This is a genomic window from Gluconobacter japonicus (assembly GCF_015244665.1).
In the GTDB taxonomy this organism is placed as follows: Bacteria; Pseudomonadota; Alphaproteobacteria; order Acetobacterales; family Acetobacteraceae; genus Gluconobacter; species Gluconobacter japonicus.
This window is the reverse complement of record NZ_JABCQN010000010.1, coordinates 25,114-42,807: the sequence shown is the minus strand read 5'-3', so window position 1 is coordinate 42,807 and position 17,694 is coordinate 25,114. Positions and strand designations below refer to the sequence as shown.

The following is a 17,694-nucleotide window of genomic DNA, read 5'->3' as shown; positions in this document are numbered from 1 at the left end:
GGATCAACGCCATAATGTAGCAATCCAAGGTCAATGCCTAACGCTCTGCGCCAGACCAGGTGCGAAAATCAGACCAGGGAACCCTCAATAAGCACCTATTGAACCGAGATCAGGCCGCAAGCGCCTCAATTAACGGTTCTTCGATGATCCACCTTATAAACCCAAAACTTTCAGGTATTCAAAATATCTCAACATGCGATTTGAACCCAACCATGACGGCATTTTTCAAATGCTTCTCTGCATTAGGTCGAAAAAAATACTGTACGTCCGGAGAAAGAAAAACGCCACGCATCAAGCGATATTGATAAACCAACTCCAGAACAATAGCATATTTTTGAATACCATATGCGCCGCCCAAAAGAGGGAGGCCATTCTGAATCTGTATCTGTTGAGATCTCGAAATAGGTCCCGAAACGCGATCGTATGCAAACGCAAATCCAAGAGTATCTTGCGGGCGAGAAACCCAAAATCCACGATCTATAATGCCTGCTTCATATTGTTGCGCACGTGTCTGGGTCCGTTCTGAATTGGCGACGAAATTTCCAAAAATAATAACTCCTGCATCTTCTCGATGATGCGGATGATGCCAGATCATTTGGTCGACCTGCATATAGGCTGACCATGACCCATGATTGATACGAGGAGTCTTTCCGCTTCTAGCAAAAGCTCCTCCATCACCGTCATAATAGTTATCATGATGATCGGCAGTATCGAGGATATAGCCAACCTTATAATGCCCTGGAAGATTGCCATGGTTTAGAATAGGTTCCCAGCCAAACTCCAAGGGTACAGCCACCCCATTGATATCTGCTCCATTAAACTTGAAACCTGTACGGAATTGCACATTCCCATAAATACCTTCCTGACTAAGATAGGCTCCAGTCTGGAAATAGATGTGATCCGTTGGCCTCCAGCGCATACGCCCTCCCCAGGACGCATCAGCCCATGATGAATGGGTTGTATTATCCGCAATGGCGTTTGGATTTCCGCAGAATGCATTATTCATAAATGTGCAGGTCACAGCAAAGTTTGCCATAAAATCCAGAAGAAGCGGTATTCGACCACCCGCTACATCAAACCGGCCATGTCCTAATGTCTCTTCGCCATAAAAGTAGACAAGATGCAGAACAACGTTCCCGCCACCACCATAAATTTCCTGACTATGACTAAGCTGGTCTCCGAACATAGGACTGGCCGGGATACCGTATCGACTGACCATGGCCGTATGTGTTAAGAAACCTCCTATTCCCGCCAGATGTTCCCAGTCAATATTAGTCAAATATCCAACTTGCCCTGTGTTGCTGCTCCCTTTTTTCAAACCCAGTCTGGGCGTGGGGGAAGTCAAAGCAGCTCCAAATTCGTTCGTATTGTCAACAAGGATATTAATACCCTTCCTCTGAAGCCAGGTTTTAATACCCCATGGATTAATCAAAACAGCCTCTGGGACCATAATCGGCGGCACTTGTTCTTTTCCGAAATTCAGTAGGCCAAGAGGCATGTTGACGCGATCACTCTCTACTCTGGGAAGCTGTTCGGAGGCATCTTCCGCTGAAACGAAATCTGCCTCTGAATGCCTCTGAAGCCAGTTTCGAAGATCCTTCAACGTAATTAAATGTTGCCAAACTCCGGAGTAAGGCAAAGGTCTTTTCAAGAATAAAGATCGAGATTCTTTGATCCTTACAATAGAATCAGGAACCTGTTTTGCAGCTTCTCCGGCAATTGCCGGAGAAGCTATGGATTTTGGCATACACACAAATACATACATGATGAGAATACAAAAGAAGCTTTTCAAAATCTTGCTTCTTTCTAGCTGGAGATAGCAGTAATACACCCTTGCCAAGGAGCAAGTGACAAGGTCCGGCCCATGGGCTTTACCACGTGCGTGTTAAGAAGAATTTTGCCAAGATTTATTTCAGCAGGCAAAGCCCACGCCTGCGATTGAGCCGTCAAGTTGATAAAAATTAGTATCTGATTGTTATCTAATGTTCTGGTAAAAGCAAAAATATTAGGATTTTGTGGATCAATATCATGAAAAGTACCGTAAACTAAAACCGGATGGCTTTTTCTAAAAGAAATTATCTGCCGATAAAAAGAGAGTACAGACGAAGAATCAAGCTCCTGCGCAGCCACGTTAATACGATCCGTATTGGGGTTTAGCCTGAACCAAGGCGTTCCCGTAGTGAAGCCTCCCGTTGTGGTATTATTCCATTGCATTGGAGTGCGCGCATTGTCCCGGCTGGTCTGACGCAATTCTGTAAGGACAGCGTTCGCTGAATGTGTTCCACGACCTACCGTATCGGCCCATATGCCTTTTGCATTAACATCTTCAAAGTCTTCAATCTTATCAAAGGAAATATTGGTCATACCAATTTCCTGTCCTTGAAAAATAAAAACAGTTCCTCTCCGCCCCATGACCAGAAGAGACAGAGCTTTGGCAGAGGCAGGACTATTATCTCCAAAACGTGAGACTGCTCTTGGATTATCATGGTTCTCCAGAAATGATGTCGTCCATCCGTCTGGACCAGTCGAACGATCGTCTTCAGTGATAGTCTCTTTTAATTCCTGGAGTGTCCATGGCCGCGTTTCCCAATCTTTGCGACCAACACGCGCCGTATCGAAATGGAAAATCATATCCAGCTCTTTCCTCTGTTGAGAGACAAACAGAGGCGTCTGAGCGTAAGAGACGCCGAAAGCTTCCCCAACACTCATGGCATTGTGAGGCGATAGAACCTTTTGGTTCATCTCATGAAGATAAGTATGAAGGTGTGGACCATTAGCAAAAACAACGGACGGATCCTGCAATTCTTCTATTGTCAAATCGCGAAGGCCTGCAGGCTTGGAGATGAATGGGATGACATCCATGCGAAAGCCCGATACTCCACGCGCAATCCAGAAGCGCATGATGTCATGGACTTCTTGGCGAACCTTAGGATTGTCCCAGTTCAAATCTGGCTGACACCGTTCATAGTAATGAAGGTAATACTGTCCTGTTTTCGAATCATTCTGCCAAGCTTTGCCACCGAAAAATGATGGGTAGTTGTTGGGAAGACCACCATTTTTCCCATCACGCCAGATGTAATAATCACGGTACGGATTATCTCTGCTGGAACGGCTTTTCTGAAACCAAATATGCTGGTCGCTTGTATGATTGACGACGAGATCTACGATAACCTTCATATCCCTCGCATGCGCGCCGGCCATTAGTGCCTCGAAATCCTCCATTGTCCCAAAATCGGAATTGACTTTTCGATAATCACGGATGTCATAACCACTATCGACATTGGGAGAGTCGTAATGTGGATTGAGCCAGAGAACAGTGACGCCAAGGTTCTTCAGATAGTCCAGTCGATTAAGAAGGCCACGAAAATCGCCAATTCCATCTCCGTTGCTATCCGCAAACGACCGGATGAAAACCTGATAGACAATAGCTTCTTTCCACCAGGTATGCTGGCTTTTACCTTGAGCCTCGACTGAATTAATCATGGACAGACCTGCCCCTCCCGACAACAGGAGCGGGATAAATTTCAGTGTAGTACGACGCCGCATCTTGGAAAGCATGAGCACACCTTAGAATCAAAAAGAGATGACGCATGGTTGAACGTTCAACTTTATCGTTCAACTTACAAATTGTGTCATGCTATTGGGAGTAATGTTTTCTTTTTTCTGTCACTGACCCTCTCGTTAGGGATTTTTCAGAAAATGAATTATGATTCCACAATTTTGGAAACTCGTTCTTCAGGACAAAAATATGAGCCAGAAGCCGCGCCGTCTGCATGTTACCCTGAAGGATGTCGCAGCTCACATTGGAGTTTCTCATACAACGGTTTCCAATGCTTTTTCTCGACCCGAAAAATTGTCATCTGACCTTCGTCAGAAAATTTTTAAAACTGCACGTGAGCTAGGATACTCTGGCCCAGACCCTGCCGCTCAGCAGCTTCGAAAAGGGCAGATTGGCGCTGTAGGACTGGTTTTGAGCCACGATCTTCATTATGCAGTATCAGATCCTGCAGGCTTGGCTGTATTACGTGGGGTGACTAAAGCCTATCAGTCACATCCGACTAATCTGCTTCTCATCGCCAGTCACGACAAAGAGGCAGAAGGCCCCTGCGCTGCTATTCCAAGTCATGCCGCAGTTGACAGCATGATTCTCTATTCTCTTGCAACAAACAGTCACACTGTAGAACGGGCTTCTCGCCGCGGCATACCACTTGTGACAATTGATCAGCCTCGAATTTCAGGGGCTGGCTTTGTGGGAGTAGATCCGACCTCTGGTATTAACGCAGCAGTTCAACACATGCTTCAACTGGGGCATCGTCGATTCGGTATTCTATCTCTCAAACTTGCTCCTGACAGGAAAACGGGCTTTGTCTCCAAAGAACGGCTCGCTGCTTCACAATATGAAATGGTTTTAACCAGACTTGATGCTTATCGCCAAGCCTTTCTACACGCTGGCTTTGAACCAGAAGAGTGTCCAATCTGGGAATGTGGAGAAGCTATTGAGGAAAGTGCTCTAAAGGGAACCATGAAATTACTTCAGGCTCCATCAAAACCCACTGTTATTATTGCTCTCAGTGATCGTCTCGCTATTGCCGCGATCAAGGCTGTTCAGGCAATCGGGCTTTCTGTCCCCAATGATATTTCGATAGTAGGTTTTGACGATATCCCTGAGGCAGAAGTTCATAAGCTGACCACCATCAGGCAGCCACACGAAGAGAAAGGGCAGCAGGCGGTTAAAATTCTTCAGAAAAAAAATTCATGCCAGGAAGTCATTCTCCAATCGACATACATAGAAAGAAATACAGTTGGTATATCAAGCGAGAAATACTCCCGCAATTCATGAAATTTTTCTCCATACTTCGATATTTCATAAATAATACTTACATCAGTACTGTATGTGGTGCGCTATATTATCTGAAATTTTCATTCCTAAACTCACACTACGTGTGACAAGGCTTCCTGCACCGATAATGGTATCATCTCCAATCGTAATTCCTGGCAAGATGATGGCCCACCTCCAATCCAGACGTTTGCGCGGATAACAACCGGGCAACCAAACTCAAGCCTCTCCCGTCGCAAATCCGGATTACGAGGGTGATCTGCCACAAGAATTTGGACACTTGGACCTACTGGTTGCGCCCGAGCCAGTCCCGACGGAAACACGTCTAGGCTCAGGATTCATAGCCAGAACATGACAGTGGCAGCGAGGCAGATAACTGAGACGAAGAAGGTTGGACATCTGTCGTAACACGCGGCGACGCGCTGCCAGTTCTTGAGCCTGCCGAACATGGTTTCGATACGATTGCGGCGCCGGTATTTGTGCTTGTCGTAACTGACTGGCGTCGTGCGGGATTTTTGGCTTGGAATGCAGGGGCTGATCCTTTTCTCCTCCAGTCCGTCCCTGAACCAATCGGCGTCATAGGCGTGATCGGCCAGGAGCCATTTTGCCGCGGGAAAACTGTCCAGCAGATCATTAAACCTGTCCTCTCTTAGGTCGGATTATAGCTTACGCCCCTGTTCGAAAATCGGGGGCGACCTCTTTTCCATCAAACCATGAAATTTGTTAGAATTCCTCATTGAGAAGAATGACGCTTTGTCGAGATTTTTCTGGTATCTTAGTTTGCGGTAAAAGCTCTTATCTATAGGCCTTCTGTCTTTTCAAGTTTCTTTTGCTCAAAACGGTCTGCCGTTATCATGAAAAAGTCTTTCTCTTTGGCCCCTGTCAGCCTTCTTGCCGTTGCTCGTGAAGCTGGCGTGTCCAGAGCGACAGCCTCGTTGGTCCTGCGCGAAAGTCCTCTGGTTGCGACCGAAACGCGTGAGCGTGTTCAGGAGGTCATGAAACGTCTTGGGTATATTTATAATCGGGGTGCAGCAAACCTCAGACAGAACCGGACCCACACCATTGGCCTTGTCCTTCCCAATATTGCGAACCCCTTTTTCAGTGAGCTGACAGCGGGAGTTGATGAGATTAATGATACCAATGACGTTGTCTGTTTCATCGCCAATAGCAATGAATCGGTCGACCGTCAGGCTCGCCAGCTACAACGCCTGCGAGAACACAACGTTGATGGGGTCATCATCTGTCCTGCTGTGGGAAGTTGCCAGACGCTTCTTGATGATCTTAAGCGGTTAAAACTGCCTTTCGTGCAGGCCCTCCGGCAAGTTTCTTCAGATGAGAGTGATTATGTGGCCGCTGATTACGCTACTGGTATTGAAAAAGCAGTAACGCATCTCGTTCGGACTGGTCGCAGACGAATCATGTTCGTTGGCAATATGAACGTTCATTCTGCCGCACAGGCTCGTTGTGAAGGATTCATGCGAGCGGTGGCACTGCATCACCTCCCCCAAACACTGATTGTTTCGGGTGGAGCAGAAAATACCTATGACGAGGCGATGTTTGATACGCTGCTAAATTCCTCCGATCCTCCAGATTCAGCGATCTGTTACAATGATATCATGGCCTTAAATGTCATGAATCGTCTTCAGGCGCATGGTATTGCCGTGGGTAAGGAGTTTGCAGTTATCGGGATGGATGATTTGCCCCAAGCATCGGCGTCTTATCCCGCTTTAACGACCATCGGCACTGGCCCCTGCGATATCGGTCGAGCGGCTGCGAATCTCCTTCAGGCTCGACTTGAAAACCCCGAGCGTTCGAGGGAACATATTATTCTCTCTCCTCAGCTAATCATCCGTGCCAGTTGTGGCCAAAATGCTTATCTCGGGTGACATCTTTACTCACCTAAACGACGATACGATCACAGAAAACGTGATGAAAAATCATATAATCACACAAGAGTGACGTTTACCTAACGTTATTTATGTGACTTTTTTTCAAAATTAGCATTCCCTGTACGAACCGCGGTCTTTTAGATCGATCTAATTAAAAGTTCTGTTTCGTCATCAGAGACGAAACTCAAGGAGGGCTTATGACAACACCCGTGAAATGGGCTCTGATTGGGGCTAGTAACGTGGCGCAAGAGTGGATGATCGACGCCATTCGCTCGCAGCAGGAAGGTATAATTTGCACAGTATTCAGTCAAAATGCTGAAAGAGGAAAAGCTTACGCTCAAGCCAATGGTATTCCACGCAATACAACGCTGCTTGATGATATTCTGCAAGATTCGGAAATTCAGGCAGTATATATCAGTTCTCGAAACGAGTTTCATAAAGAACAGGCTCTTGCTGCCGCGCGTGCCGGGAAGCACGTTCTGTGCGAAAAGCCACTCGCTTTATCGCTGGACGACGCTGAAGACATTGTTCGTGTCTGCCATGAGAGAGGTGTGGTTCTCGGCACCAACCATCATTTACGCTGTTCCGCCGTGCATATTGCTCTCAGAGAACAATTGCGTGCAGGTGCAATCGGGAACCTGAATACCGTCCGGGTTTTCCACGCCAATTGTCTTGCCAAGTCAGTGGATGGATGGCGCCTGAACGATGCCGGGGGTGGGCTCATCCTCGATAGTACTATTCACGACATTGATACTTTACGCTTTTTACTGGGGACTGAACCGCTTTCTGTGTTTGCCATGACGCAGAGCGGTCGCAAAAGTGTCTCGGGCATTGAAGATGGTCTGATGGCGGTTATGCGCTTCCCTGGAGACGTTCTCGTACAGATTCACGGGTCTTACGCTGTTCCATATGCACCTGGAGGCATAGAGATTTACGGAGACAAAGCGGCTTTGATCGCGCGGGATTGCATGTCCCAGAAGCCAGTAGGAAGTCTTGCTTTACGAAATGCAGAGGGAGAGCAACCAATATCCCTCACTCATCATAATCTTTACCGCTACAGTGTCGCCCGTTTCCTCGGTGCCATCAATGGCAAAGGAACACCTGCAGCAACAGGCGAGGATGGGGTGGCTTCTCTCAGGATTGCACTGGCCCTCAAGGAATCCGTCCGTACAGGACAGGAGATAAAGGTCATCCCATCATGAGCGCAACGACGATGACGACGTCCCTTCCCCTTGATCAGGAGCGGTCTCTGACTATGACTGAAGCATTGTCACAGCGTCCTGAAATGACGCCCGAGGAACTACGTCGTGCTGCATGGACATGCTCTGTTGGGAGCGCCATGGAGTATTACGACTTTGCACTATACAGCCTCGCATCAGCGCTGGTATTTGGGCCGCTTTTCTTCCCAAGCACCATTCCTGGCATGGGGTTGGTTGCAAGCTTCGCGACCTATTTCATCGGATTTGCAGTTCGGCCGATTGGCGGCATTTTCTTTGGTCGACTGGGAGACCGTCATGGCCGCAAAAAAGTCCTGCTTCTGACCGTAACACTCATGGGACTGGCAAGTGCAGCCATTGGACTTATTCCATCTTATGCCACAATCGGCATTGCAGCCCCTCTTCTGCTAGTTTTCATGCGTATTCTGCAGGGGTTTGGTGCGGGTGCCGAGCAGGCAGGCGCAGCGGTCATGATGACGGAGTCTGCACCGAAAGAACGTCGCGGATACTTTGCCGCCCTCCCCTTCCTCGGGATTCAGATGGGAACGGTTGCAGCGGGACTGATCTATTTTGGCATGCTCACGGGCGTACCGAATATTGCAGAGACCTGGATATGGCGCGTGCCATTTCTAGGGAGTGCGTTTCTTCTCGTCATCGCCCTCTACATGCGGCTGAGACTGAAGGAATCTCCAGCTTTTGCAAAGTTGAAGGAAGAGGAAGAGCATGAAGAAGTCATGCCAATCCGCGAAGTTCTGACCACTTCATGGCGCCCCATCACGGCTGGACTTGGTTTGCGCATGGCCGAAAACGGTGGTTCATCCATCTATCAGGTGCTGTCAATCAGTTACCTCGTGCATACCGTTGGGATGAGCAGCCAATGGGGAACCCTCGCCCTGATTGGAGCCGCGTTCGTCGGTGCTGTTACAATTCCGGGAGCCGGATGGTTGAGTGACCGCTACGGCCGAGTCCGGGTGTATCGTGCATTTGCCATCCTGCAGGCTGTGACCGCTATTCCTGTCTGGTACATTTTCAGCCAGGGAAATCCAGTTCTTTCAATGATTGCATTGTCTCTGGCTCTTGGCGTCGCAACCTGGGGAATGTTCGGTACACAAGGGGCTTTCCTGCCTGAAATGTTCGGGGTCCGACACCGTTACACAGCCGTATCATTCACGCGTGAATTTTCCTCCGTGATTGCAGGAGGTGTATCTCCCATGGTCGGGCAGTTTCTGATCACGATGTTTGCCCGGTTCAACATCGGAGGCGTCTCGAGTGGCAAGTTCGCATGGGTACCATTGGCAACCTACGTGATTTTTCTGGCCGGACTTGCGGTTCTGGCAACTTTTTTTATCCCTGAGACCAAGGGAAGAGATCTGATGTCTCAGAACGACGTGTTCTAAAAAGTCTGCTTCCTCGCTCTAGAATTTTTCAGGGCACTTCTGACTATCGCCTGACATGCACACGCATCCGCAGACGGATCATGATCAATTCATGCCTGAGGTTTAACATGACATCTGATGTTTATTCGCCCTGTTTCAAAGCGTCGTTATCGGACGCTTTGAAACAGTATGCAGACCTCCTTCTGGACGCGCGCAAAACGGGTCATTGCCTGCAACAGATCCCAGCATCTTCTGTTCCCCAAAATACAGAAGAGGCTTACGCAATACAGGATCGGGTAGCGCATGCCTTAATGTCATCTTTTGGATCGATCCAAGGGTGGAAAGTTGGCGCTCCAACCCCAGACAGCGAACCTTTTTGTGCTCCACTACATCAGAAGACAATTTTTTCGGGAGATACCAAACTTCCAGTGGATTTCTGTCGCCTCTACGGTGTTGAAGCAGAAATCGTCTATGTTTTTGGCTCATCTCTGCCAATGCGCTCCACACCGTGGACAGAGGAGGATATTCGCAAATCCATTGTAAGTGTACATGCCGCAATCGAGATTTTCGACACGCGCTTTTGCAAACCCGGATCCCAGTCCGGTTTGGTTCATCTGGCGGATCAGGGAAACCATGGCGCTCTTATTTACGGAGCGCCCCTGAATGACTGGCAACGCCTTGTGCCGGTTGATGAACGGGTCCGTCTCACTTTGAACGGTAAAACACTCATTGATCATACTGGAGGAAATTCCGCCGGTGATCCGATGCGACTTCTTGTCTGGCTTGCCAACCATGCTGCCAAAAGGGGTTTCCCCATACAGACAGGGACGATCGTCACGACAGGGTCCATGACGGGAACTGAATTTGTTTCCGCAGGCACGATCGCTGAAGTCCAGATTGGCCCATTAGCGCCTGTTACCGTCACACTTCCTTGAAATAGAATGATGAAAAGGGTTTTTGCGGTCATGAAGACGGAAATACTTCTTGTTGAACCCATGATGCCTGAAATCGAAGCTGTTCTTGATGCCACATATATTGTGCATCGTTACGATGATTCGATTATTCCGCCAGATGTTGCCGCGCGTATTCGCGGGATTGCAACAGGCGGCGGAACTGGAGTGCCAAACCAGCTAATGCAGAGCCTTTCGAACCTTGAAGTCATTGCTATCAATGGTGTCGGAACGGATGCCGTTGACCTAAAAGAAGCAGCACGACGTAATATTGGCGTAACTACAACCTTGAATGTTCTGACGGATGATGTCGCGGATCTCGCCATGGCACTGATGCTGGCGGCAATGCGTGATCTGGTTCCGGGAGATCAGTTCGTTCGGGATCATCAATGGGGTGCCGGTCAACTTCCCTTGGCTCGTAAAGTGACGGGACAGAAACTCGGAATTGTCGGTATGGGACAGGTCGGGCAGGCTATTGCCAGGCGTGCGCGTGGCTTTGATATGCCTGTTTCCTATTACTCCCGCCGTGATCTGTCATTGCCAGAAGCGCCTTTTGTTCCTGACCTGCGAGCACTCGCTGAACAGAGCGATATTCTGGTTGTCTCAGCTTCTGGCGGTGCACAGTCCCGGCATCTCATCAGCCGTGATGTCATGGAAGCCCTTGGTCCATTCGGGTTGCTCGTAAATATTTCCAGAGGCAGCGTTGTGGATGAACACGCCTTGGTAGAGCTGCTCGAGCAAGGAAAGCTCGGGAAGGCTGCTCTGGACGTTTTCGAAAGCGAGCCGACGGTTCCAGAGGCTCTTCTCACGATGAAAAACGTTGTTCTCCAGCCTCACCGCGCCAGCGCTACTGTGGAAACACGCCTCCAGATGGGGCGTCTGGTTATTGCCAATCTGGCCGCGCATTTTGCGGGCGCACCTCTCCTAACGCCAGTGCAGTAACTCTGCATAGGTCAAGCAGAGGCGTTGTTCCGTCCAGAACAATGTTTCGCTCCGAGGTAATACCATGATGTATTCCCTATTTTTTCGCCGAAGGCTCATTGCCCTTGGTGTTCTTTCGGCTGGGTGGCTATGCACCCAATCAGCCCACGCTCAGTATCGTGGTCCGATCTCCGAAACGGCCCCTCTTTTCGCTCTGGATACCCCAACGTCTTACGCCAATACGCCTTTTACGCCACCTGTGGAAAACATGGTTAACCCGTGGGGAAGACTGGTTAAGCGCCTCAATAAAAAGGGAATTGGGATTGTTGTGGACTACACGAGCGAAAGCGCCATCGCTCTGAATGCCGGGCATGGCGGTGATGCCGGGTATGCCCACCAGATTGGGGTTGAACTCGATCTGGACTGGGAGAGGCTAATCGGATGGAAAGGTTTCAAGACACATGCCGTCTTCGTTAACCGTGCAGGCCATAATTTAGCATCTGATATGGGGGAACGATCCCTTAATGGCTTCCAGGAAATTTACGGTGGGGGCGGTAATGTTGGCGTGCATCTAGTGTATGTTTACGGAACGCAGGACCTTTACAAAAACCGGATTCAGATTGCTCTCGGCAAAATGCCTGTCAATATCGATTTTGCCAATTCTCCTTTGTTCTGCACGTTTATGAACAAATCGAACTGCGGTATTCCAAAATCCCTCACCCGTGGTGCAGCAGGCTATGCGACGTACCCAGGATCTACATGGGGCACGAGAGTAAGATACTGGCCATTACATGGAGTTTACGCTCAGGCCGGCTTGTATGGTGTCAACCCATATCTGAATACAAACAGATACGACCGTACCGGATTCAGAATGGATACCAAGCTTTATACCGGCGTCTATATTCCGGTTGAAATTGGCCTTATTCCATCTTTCGGAAAAAATAATCTGGTAGGCCATTACAAATTTGGCGTTGCTTATGATTCTTCGAATTATAGAGACGTCTATTATGACACGTCTTTACAACCTGCTGCCAGAACCGGCATGCCCTATCGCTGGACTAACGGAAAAACGCAAATTTGGCTTCAGGCAGACCAGATGCTGATCCGCAATGGAAATGGGCCCCTGCACGGCCTTTATGCAATCGCGGGTTTCACGAAAAGTCAGGGGAACAACAGCCCTTATACATATCAGGTCTATGCCGGATTTGTGGACAGAGGCGTCATTCCTAGCCGCTCACAAGATACAATGGGCGTGGAATGGTCTGAAACATTTGCCAGCCCGCAACTGATCACATCGCAATGGATCCGGTATCGGCAAGGCCTTTCTCTGCCAGGAAATGCAGATTATCCGCAGAGTCACGTCATGACGTTTGAAGCAACTTACAATATTCACGTTTTCCGTGGCCTTTCGATCCAGCCGGACTATCAACATATTTGGAGAACCAATCTTCAGAAAAACAAGCCAGAGGTTGATGCACTTGGCCTCAAAATCCATGCTGTTCTTTAGGCTCAGGACCTATTAATTTATGACACCGAACGAACGGTTGTGCTTCACGGGCTTACCGATGGAGGGTGGGCCTGTAAGTGATGTGTTTTTACTATCTGAGCGCCAGATGAAGCGGATTGAGCCGTTTTTTCCTCTGGCGCACGGAGTGCCACGCGTGGATGACCGGCGCGTTCTGAGCAGGATCGTTTATGTGATCCGCAACGGCCTTCAGTGGAAAGACGCTCCGAAAGCGTATGGTCCGCACAAGACCTTGTATAATCGCTTCATCCGGTAGAGCCGCCTAGGCTCAGGATCCATTGATATGGACGGAAGGATGTGATTTAGGCTCCCTAAGGAGACTGAATCAGATTTCCGCAATCAAATCAATGGGTCCTGAGCCTAGGCGGCGAACGGTTTCAGAAGTGTATTAAATTTAAATTCTGGTCAGTACTTACGATAATGTCTCGAAGTGTCGGATGATCCACGAAATTTCGTAAAGCAGGCCAAGACTCACGAACCCGATATGGAACCGGCGATTGGTCGAGACGATCGCGATACCACATAATACGAGATAGACCGGCACACGGAACCAGTATTCGATCGAGAACAAGGCATAATGCGCAGGTCCTTTGAGCAGGGTATCGATCAGATCAAATACGACTGTCAGAGCAAAAATAGAGAAAAACCATTTTCTGCGGGAAATGAAGAAATCCTCGTATCCCGTGTAATCATTGACTGTGTCCGGAAAAAGAAAAGCGCTCAGAAAGAAAAGAAGAACCGCATAGAGAATCAAAAACAGATACGTTTCAAACGTCCAGACTGGCAGTTCAATCAGCCACAGCTCCCACCACCAGAAATGCATCAGCATCAGAAGCAATGTCAGGACCCAGCCGATGTGCACGGGGTAGATCCGCGTTTGGTTGGGGTGCTGAATGATACGCACGAGGCCCGTGAGAAGGCGCGTCATACTCAGACCGACCACCATACCCATGATCATGCGGACATGCTGGAAAATATCGGGCGAAGTCAACGGGTGAGGGTTCAAGATCGTCTTGCTCCTGATCAGATTTTTCTGAAAGTCTCCTTTTCAAGGAATGGAATTGACCACCTCCAGTCCATTCTCACCGAAAAAAGCCAGCCCCGCGCCGATCATGGCTTTATCCTGAATGACGGACAGGTCATGGGGTGAAACTGCCGCAAGCGCCTTCAACCATGCCGGAGAGAAGATGCTGTTCCATTTCTGCTGGAACTCTGAAGCATTGTGGACGGTCAGAAACCGCTGAGGTGCTGTGTTGACCCGCAAGGGAAAAACCACGAACCGAGCAGCGTCTGCGGGGCGCCCGGCAATAGCCGCATCATAGAATCCCTTGATGGGCTCCTCAAACTGATCATCACCCTTGTTGGTTACGTCACCATATCGATGGCCGGGCACATAAGAGCCACTACCTTCGGCAACCAGTTTGACGGGAAGAGTGTGACCGTTACCGCTCCATGTTCCTGCAAGGCCCGTGCTGTTCTCCGCAGTGACGGTCGCCGAGTTGTTATCAACATAATGGAGCACAAAAAGCCCCCCGCCCGGCTCGGCAAGGCGCAGGTCTTTGCCTGCTGTTCCGGTGAGAGTAATATCCTTCAGGTATTTTCGGTAATAATAATGGCTGCCTTCAGCGACCTTGTTCCCAGAGATGCCCAAGGTCATGCCGACCGGAGCGTCTCCTACCATACCTGCATAATCATTAAATTCGTGCATGTCCGCAGCATGGACATGGCCCGATATGCCCACTGGTATCAGCAGAAGGAAAACCGGCATGAGTCTTGCGAGGTTTTTGCGCATCGCGATGACGCTGGGTGTCATGAGTTCAGCTTTCCGTCGTTGAGAGTGTAGGAAAATGTCCCGGCGCCAAGGCGATTTCGTTCTGATAATCCGCAGGGACATCCATCCGGAAAGTCAAGGAGGGCTGCACGCTACAAGCCCCTTTTTTGCAGCAGCGGCAGGATCACGAACAGGGCGCAGGCAAAAGCCGCAAAATAGGGAAGTCCGTGCGAGGTAAGATTCATGGCCACTCCCGTCGCGCCAGGGCCAACAAACGCCCCGATCCCCCATGCGATCGACATGACGGAATACACGGACACTAAATTACCGCCACGAAACCGGTTACCGACAACGCCCATCATGACGGTGTAGATACCGACGAACACGCCGCCCCATACGAACAGCAATCCGTAAGCCAGAAGGGGATACGCGATAGCGAACGGCCATATGAACGCTCCGATGGCCGATGCGGCAGACAGTCCGATGACCAGACGCCGCGGATTGGTCCGGTCAGCGATCCATCCGACAGGAACCTGCAACACGATCGCTCCGATCAGCAGGACAGAAAGCAGAAGTGTCGCACTATGCTCGCTCCAGCCCGCTCGCATGGCATAGAGTGGAAGAAATGAAGAACCTGCCGTCTCCAGTGTCGCGTTCAGCAGGGTTGCGCCGATCGCAACTGGTGCGAGTGCCAGGTAGCGCATCATGCCTGGCTGGGTTGGCTTTTCGAGCAGTGGTGAGCGCATCCAGGGCATTGCCACGGACAGGACTGCCACAAGCGCGATCCCCCCGCCGATCAGGTAAGGTGTTCGTCCCTGTGGTCCCACAATAGTCAGGATGACTGGTCCAAGCGCAAAACCTAGCGACAGTGCGGCTGTATAGATCGCCAATGTGGTTGTTCGACTCCTTTCCTCACTAATGTGGTTGATCCAGGTCTCGGACATGACCAGCATTGTCTCTGACGCTGCCCCGAGTGCGAAGCGTAGGGGAAACCAGAGCCAGATCGACGGCATGACAGGAAAAAGGGCCAGCGTCGCTGCCACGACCAGAAGAGCGACAGTGATCGGTAGTTTCGGACCGTAACGCCAGGCTAGTCCGGGCAGGAAAGGCGCGAGCGCAAGCACCCCGACCGCGTGCATGGCGGCGTTGGCGCCGATGACATTCTCGCCAAAACCCATCCGGGTCAGATCAAGGGCAAGAAGAGGTGCGCTGAGACCATAGGTCAGGCCAAAAATCATGCTTGTCATCACGAGAGAGACAAGTGTGGGGCGTATCGATCGTGTCTGTACGCCCTCGAGAAGTTGCACCTGCCTTGCGACGCTATAGCGCTTGCGCATTGTGCGAATACGCGCGAACCACTGCTGGCGGCGACCTGTCAGAATGAACTGGAGAGTTTGCGCGTAATCAAGGATCAGTCCCGGAGTCCATGTCATGGCTTCTGCGCGCGCGCGCCACAGAACCAGTAGCCACATCGCCGGATCCGTGAGCAATAACAGAACCGTTCGTAGCGGTTTTTCCTGCCCCAGTGCGCCTTCCAATGCAGCGTCCAGAGCGAGGGCGACGGTTGAAGAGCAGTTCCGGCTGGTCAGGTTATAAATTGGCGTTTCGCGATAAAGCGCCAGAAATGCACGCAGAGCATCGGCATTGTATCGAAAAAACCGGATGTCTCGATCGGGACTGCGCCATCCGGCACATTCTTCTTCGAAGGAGGGACGAAAAGCGCCGGGAACATCATTTTCTACGCCTGCCCGGAGCAACGCGGCAAAATCTTCCGGTGAATGATCGATATCTTCTGCAGGGCACAGGCTGACGTAATCGGTGGGTGGCAGGGACAGCGCGGCGTGTCCAGTCGATATAACACCGCCTTCATCCATCGCAGCGATATACCGGTCGATAATCGGGCGTCTTGTCGGATTGATGGCAGATCCGACAGCTGTCCAGACATGGACGGTCAGCGCCTCTTCATTGTCCCATGATTTTGGTACTACCTGCGACGGATGGAGAAGTCCGCGCCCATGCCAGTTCGGTCCCGCAAACAGCGGCAGATCCGTCACGGAGGCTTCAGGCGGCAAACGAAGAAGCTGTATCCCGAGTTTTCCGAAACTCCAGGCTGCTCCAAGCAGCGCAACGCCAAGACAGAAGGGCACGGTATTGCGGTATTGCACTGGCCATGGTGATGCGATCAACATGGCGACGCCCAGTTCGAAGACACCCAGAGCTATAGCTTTACGCCATTGTGCAGCCCGGATCACGATCGCGGCCGCTATCCGTAAAATGCCATCGACGACGAGTGCCGTTCCCAGCACGATTGTCGCGACGATATTATGATCCGCAGGAATGTCGATCGCCATGAAACCGAGCGCGAAAAAGCCAAGCGACTTCAACACAGGGATGGTCGCGTTTGGAAAACCTATGGTCGCAAGGGTTATCAGCCGTGCAATGCCTTCCACGACGAACGCCGCACCAATGACGTCAATCGTGACGATCTCAGCCGGGCGGTAGATATCGCCGACAAAAACAATGCCTGCAATTAGGCACAACAGCGCAATGCCAAGACATGCGCTCCATAGCCTTCGTAGCGGACCGGTACCCAGAAGAAGGATGATCAGACGAATCATCGCGTCGCTCTGGATCGACGGCCATCTTCAAATTGATCCGAAAGAAGCAGATCATTGTCGTGGGGTCTGAAATGATCAGGACTACCGGATGATAGCCGGATGTTCATTATCGGACGCTCTCAGCCAGGACGCTGTCAACATTGAAGAGACCCGTCTGGTTCGGATCGATTTCTCGGGTTCGATAGAAGCGGGCTGTCAACTCATCGCGCGGTTCGGCAAGTTGATACGTTCTACGGGATTGCTTCGATCCGTATGATGAGGAGGGGCCGGGAACCTCCGTCTTCTGCTCGTTCAGGACGAGAAAATATTGGTATCCTGAACTCTTTGCCGTTTGAGCGGCAGTCCGAAATACTGCCTGCTGGACACTGCTCATGGAATCCGTGCCTGCCCCCGAGCCGGAGATGACCATTGTATGATCGTCAAGCATACGAGACGTGGTCTGTACAGTATTCAGCACGGAACCGAGGCTGGTGCATCCAGCCAGGGAGGAGAACAGCCCCACTACGAGAGCTTTTTTCCACGTCTGGTCCATAAGGCTTCTCCTGCTGTGTATCCGTAGGAAACCTGCCACTTCGTCGTGTAGCCGCCAT

At 50.4% G+C, this 17,694-nt stretch carries 14 protein-coding genes and 2 pseudogenes; 8 read left to right on the top strand and 8 right to left on the bottom strand.

Annotation, left to right across the window (positions count from 1 at the left end; all coding sequences use genetic code 11):
* Positions 1–178: 178 nt before the first annotated feature.
* Together HKD32_RS14050 and HKD32_RS14045 are read right to left on the bottom strand one after the other, a co-directional pair.
* On the bottom strand, positions 179–1,792 hold the full coding sequence (locus tag HKD32_RS14050) for a carbohydrate porin (protein WP_228119066.1): 1,614 nt from the start codon (positions 1,790–1,792) through the stop codon (positions 179–181).
* A 14-nt stretch (positions 1,793–1,806) separates the two neighbouring features.
* A complete protein-coding gene (locus HKD32_RS14045) occupies positions 1,807–3,558 on the bottom strand; it encodes a glycoside hydrolase family 13 protein (RefSeq protein WP_061928416.1) in 1,752 nt (583 codons plus the stop codon).
* 190 nt (positions 3,559–3,748) lie between these two features.
* On the opposite strand from HKD32_RS14045, the gene HKD32_RS14040 reads away from it, so the two are divergent.
* A complete protein-coding gene (locus HKD32_RS14040; RefSeq protein ID WP_167347189.1) occupies positions 3,749–4,840 on the top strand; it encodes a LacI family DNA-binding transcriptional regulator in 1,092 nt (363 codons plus the stop codon).
* Positions 4,841–4,882: 42 nt separating this feature from the next.
* Here HKD32_RS14040 and HKD32_RS15480 read toward each other — a convergent pair whose 3' ends face one another.
* Both HKD32_RS15480 and HKD32_RS14030 read right to left on the bottom strand, forming a co-directional pair.
* On the bottom strand, positions 4,883–5,050 hold the full coding sequence (locus HKD32_RS15480) for a hypothetical protein (RefSeq protein ID WP_382385075.1): 168 nt from the start codon (positions 5,048–5,050) through the stop codon (positions 4,883–4,885).
* A gap of 125 nt (positions 5,051–5,175) precedes the next feature.
* Positions 5,176–5,466: pseudogene (locus HKD32_RS14030) on the bottom strand (transposase); the annotation flags it as partial.
* A gap of 225 nt (positions 5,467–5,691) precedes the next feature.
* Between HKD32_RS14030 and HKD32_RS14025 the strand changes: the two are divergent.
* The 7 genes and pseudogenes from HKD32_RS14025 to HKD32_RS13995 all read left to right on the top strand — a co-directional run.
* On the top strand, positions 5,692–6,723 hold the full coding sequence (locus HKD32_RS14025; RefSeq protein ID WP_194258331.1) for a LacI family DNA-binding transcriptional regulator: 1,032 nt from the start codon (positions 5,692–5,694) through the stop codon (positions 6,721–6,723).
* Positions 6,724–6,923: 200 nt separating this feature from the next.
* Positions 6,924–7,928 carry a Gfo/Idh/MocA family protein gene (locus HKD32_RS14020; RefSeq protein WP_194258330.1) on the top strand — a complete coding sequence of 335 codons (1,005 nt, stop codon included), beginning with the start codon at positions 6,924–6,926 and terminating at the stop codon, positions 7,926–7,928.
* A complete protein-coding gene (locus HKD32_RS14015; protein WP_010505434.1) occupies positions 7,925–9,340 on the top strand; it encodes an MFS transporter in 1,416 nt (471 codons plus the stop codon). Before HKD32_RS14020 ends, HKD32_RS14015 begins: the two co-directional genes overlap by 4 nt.
* 407 nt (positions 9,341–9,747) lie before the next feature.
* Positions 9,748–10,254: a fumarylacetoacetate hydrolase family protein gene (locus tag HKD32_RS15350; RefSeq protein ID WP_228119065.1), complete on the top strand. Its 507-nt coding sequence runs from the start codon at positions 9,748–9,750 to the stop codon at positions 10,252–10,254.
* Positions 10,255–10,284: 30 nt separating this feature from the next.
* Positions 10,285–11,211, top strand: a complete 927-nt coding sequence (locus HKD32_RS14005) for a 2-hydroxyacid dehydrogenase (RefSeq protein WP_061928422.1) — start codon at positions 10,285–10,287, stop codon at positions 11,209–11,211.
* Between the two features lie 64 nt (positions 11,212–11,275).
* Positions 11,276–12,697 carry a carbohydrate porin gene (locus HKD32_RS14000; protein ID WP_228119064.1) on the top strand — a complete coding sequence of 474 codons (1,422 nt, stop codon included), beginning with the start codon at positions 11,276–11,278 and terminating at the stop codon, positions 12,695–12,697.
* Between the two features lie 58 nt (positions 12,698–12,755).
* A pseudogene (locus HKD32_RS13995) lies at positions 12,756–12,968 on the top strand (transposase); the annotation flags it as partial.
* A 159-nt stretch (positions 12,969–13,127) separates the two neighbouring features.
* On the opposite strand, the gene HKD32_RS13990 reads toward HKD32_RS13995, so the two are convergent.
* The 4 genes from HKD32_RS13990 to HKD32_RS13975 form a co-directional block, all read right to left on the bottom strand.
* The gene (locus HKD32_RS13990; protein ID WP_010505738.1) at positions 13,128–13,721 is read right to left on the bottom strand and encodes a hypothetical protein; all 594 of its coding nucleotides are present in this window, start codon (positions 13,719–13,721) and stop codon (positions 13,128–13,130) included.
* 42 nt (positions 13,722–13,763) lie between these two features.
* Positions 13,764–14,528 carry a hypothetical protein gene (locus HKD32_RS13985; protein ID WP_010505736.1) on the bottom strand — a complete coding sequence of 255 codons (765 nt, stop codon included), beginning with the start codon at positions 14,526–14,528 and terminating at the stop codon, positions 13,764–13,766.
* Positions 14,529–14,638: 110 nt separating this feature from the next.
* On the bottom strand, positions 14,639–17,104 hold the full coding sequence (locus HKD32_RS15345) for an MFS transporter (protein WP_228119063.1): 2,466 nt from the start codon (positions 17,102–17,104) through the stop codon (positions 14,639–14,641).
* A 106-nt stretch (positions 17,105–17,210) separates the two neighbouring features.
* A complete protein-coding gene (locus tag HKD32_RS13975; RefSeq protein WP_061928350.1) occupies positions 17,211–17,636 on the bottom strand; it encodes a hypothetical protein in 426 nt (141 codons plus the stop codon).
* Between the last annotated feature and the right edge of the window lie 58 nt (positions 17,637–17,694).

What these genes read in the sequence shown, in the direction of transcription:
- HKD32_RS14045 (WP_061928416.1), bottom strand. Translation starts at nt 3,558, where the DNA reads ATGCTTTCCAAGATGCGGCGTCGTACTACACTGAAATTTATCCCGCTC.
- HKD32_RS14040 (WP_167347189.1), top strand. Translation starts at nt 3,749, where the DNA reads ATGAGCCAGAAGCCGCGCCGTCTGCATGTTACCCTGAAGGATGTCGCA.
- HKD32_RS14025 (WP_194258331.1), top strand. Translation starts at nt 5,692, where the DNA reads ATGAAAAAGTCTTTCTCTTTGGCCCCTGTCAGCCTTCTTGCCGTTGCT.
- HKD32_RS14020 (WP_194258330.1), top strand. Translation starts at nt 6,924, where the DNA reads ATGACAACACCCGTGAAATGGGCTCTGATTGGGGCTAGTAACGTGGCG.
- HKD32_RS14015 (WP_010505434.1), top strand. Translation starts at nt 7,925, where the DNA reads ATGAGCGCAACGACGATGACGACGTCCCTTCCCCTTGATCAGGAGCGG.
- HKD32_RS14005 (WP_061928422.1), top strand. Translation starts at nt 10,285, where the DNA reads ATGAAGACGGAAATACTTCTTGTTGAACCCATGATGCCTGAAATCGAA.
- HKD32_RS14000 (WP_228119064.1), top strand. Translation starts at nt 11,276, where the DNA reads ATGATGTATTCCCTATTTTTTCGCCGAAGGCTCATTGCCCTTGGTGTT.
- HKD32_RS13985 (WP_010505736.1), bottom strand. Translation starts at nt 14,528, where the DNA reads ATGACACCCAGCGTCATCGCGATGCGCAAAAACCTCGCAAGACTCATG.
- HKD32_RS15345 (WP_228119063.1), bottom strand. Translation starts at nt 17,104, where the DNA reads ATGATTCGTCTGATCATCCTTCTTCTGGGTACCGGTCCGCTACGAAGG.
- HKD32_RS13975 (WP_061928350.1), bottom strand. Translation starts at nt 17,636, where the DNA reads ATGGACCAGACGTGGAAAAAAGCTCTCGTAGTGGGGCTGTTCTCCTCC.